The organism is Streptomyces sp. NPDC053513, assembly GCF_044544765.1.
In the GTDB taxonomy this organism is placed as follows: domain Bacteria; phylum Actinomycetota; class Actinomycetes; order Streptomycetales; family Streptomycetaceae; genus Streptomyces; species Streptomyces litmocidini.
In genome coordinates, this window is record NZ_JBITXP010000065.1 from 1 (window position 1) to 1,050 (window position 1,050).

The following is a 1,050-nucleotide window of genomic DNA, read 5'->3' on the forward strand; positions in this document are numbered from 1 at the left end:
ACAAGCTCGTGCACGGTAAGAGGTGAGACGTCGAGCCTCAGATGGTTGATCATGGTTGAGTGGTGGGGAACACGACTCGTGCAGCGATCATCAGCAATCGCCGGATCACGGGCCTGGCAGCTGAGGTGATTGCTGAACTCATCGCCGAGGTCGGCCCGTTGTGGCATGAGCGTCACCAGGCCACGCTTACCTCCCGGCCGCGGAAGCGGGCCGTGGGCGCCGGTGCGAAGCACCGGCTGGTGTTCGTCGACCGGCTTCTGGCCACCCTCGTCCATCTCCGTCACGCGGCCACTCACGATGTGCTGGCCTGCTGGTTCGGAGTGGACCGCTCCACCATCACCCGAGCCATCGGCGAGGTGCGCCCCCTGCTTGCCGAGCGGGGGTGCACTGTCAGCCCCGATGTGCGGCTGCGGACGCTGGCCGAGGTCGTCGAGCACCTCGGCGCCAGCGGGAAGACCGGGATCATCGACGGCACCGAGATCCGGGTCCGGCGGCCTGCCGCCGGACGCAAGGACCGGGACAGGTTCATCTCCGGCAAGAACAAGCAGAACGCCGTCAAATCCATGGTGGTCACGGACGGCGAGGGGCGCGTGCTGTGGTGCAGCCCGACCCAGCCCGGAAGCTGCGCGGACATCACCCATGCCCGCCAGTTAGGGCTGGTCAAGCTCCTGGTCGGCGGGCCTGCGGTGGAGATCCTCGCGGATGCTGGTTACCAGGGCCTCGGCGCCCAGACCGGCGGATGCGTGATGACACCACCGCACCGCAAGTTCAAGAAGAACGCCCCCGACTGGTACGAGGAGATGTACGAGCGGCAGCGCAAGGCACACTCCTCGCGCCGTATCCGGGTCGAGCACGGGATCGCCCATCTGAAGAACTGGCGGGCCCTTACCCGGCACCTCGGCCGCCGCGAGCACATGAGCGACACGGTCCAGGCCATCGCCGGCCTGCTGTCCCAGCAGCAGACCGTCGACCTGAGCCCTCGACGGCAGAGGTGAGCACCGGCCCCGCCGCAGCCTTCGACGTCTCACCGCTTACCGTGCACGAGCTCGT

The 1,050-nt window shown here is 67.7% G+C and carries 2 protein-coding genes; one reads left to right on the forward strand and one right to left on the reverse strand.

The window, feature by feature from the left end:
* On the reverse strand, positions 1-284 hold a 284-nt coding region (locus ACIGW4_RS38145), incomplete at its 3' end, for a hypothetical protein (RefSeq protein WP_399586333.1).
* Here ACIGW4_RS38145 and ACIGW4_RS38150 point away from each other — a divergent pair.
* Positions 240-995, forward strand: coding sequence for a transposase family protein (locus ACIGW4_RS38150; RefSeq protein ID WP_399586330.1), 756 nt, complete (start codon positions 240-242; stop codon positions 993-995). The two genes, ACIGW4_RS38145 and ACIGW4_RS38150, sit on opposite strands and share 45 nt — an antisense overlap.
* Positions 996-1,050 lie beyond the last annotated feature (55 nt).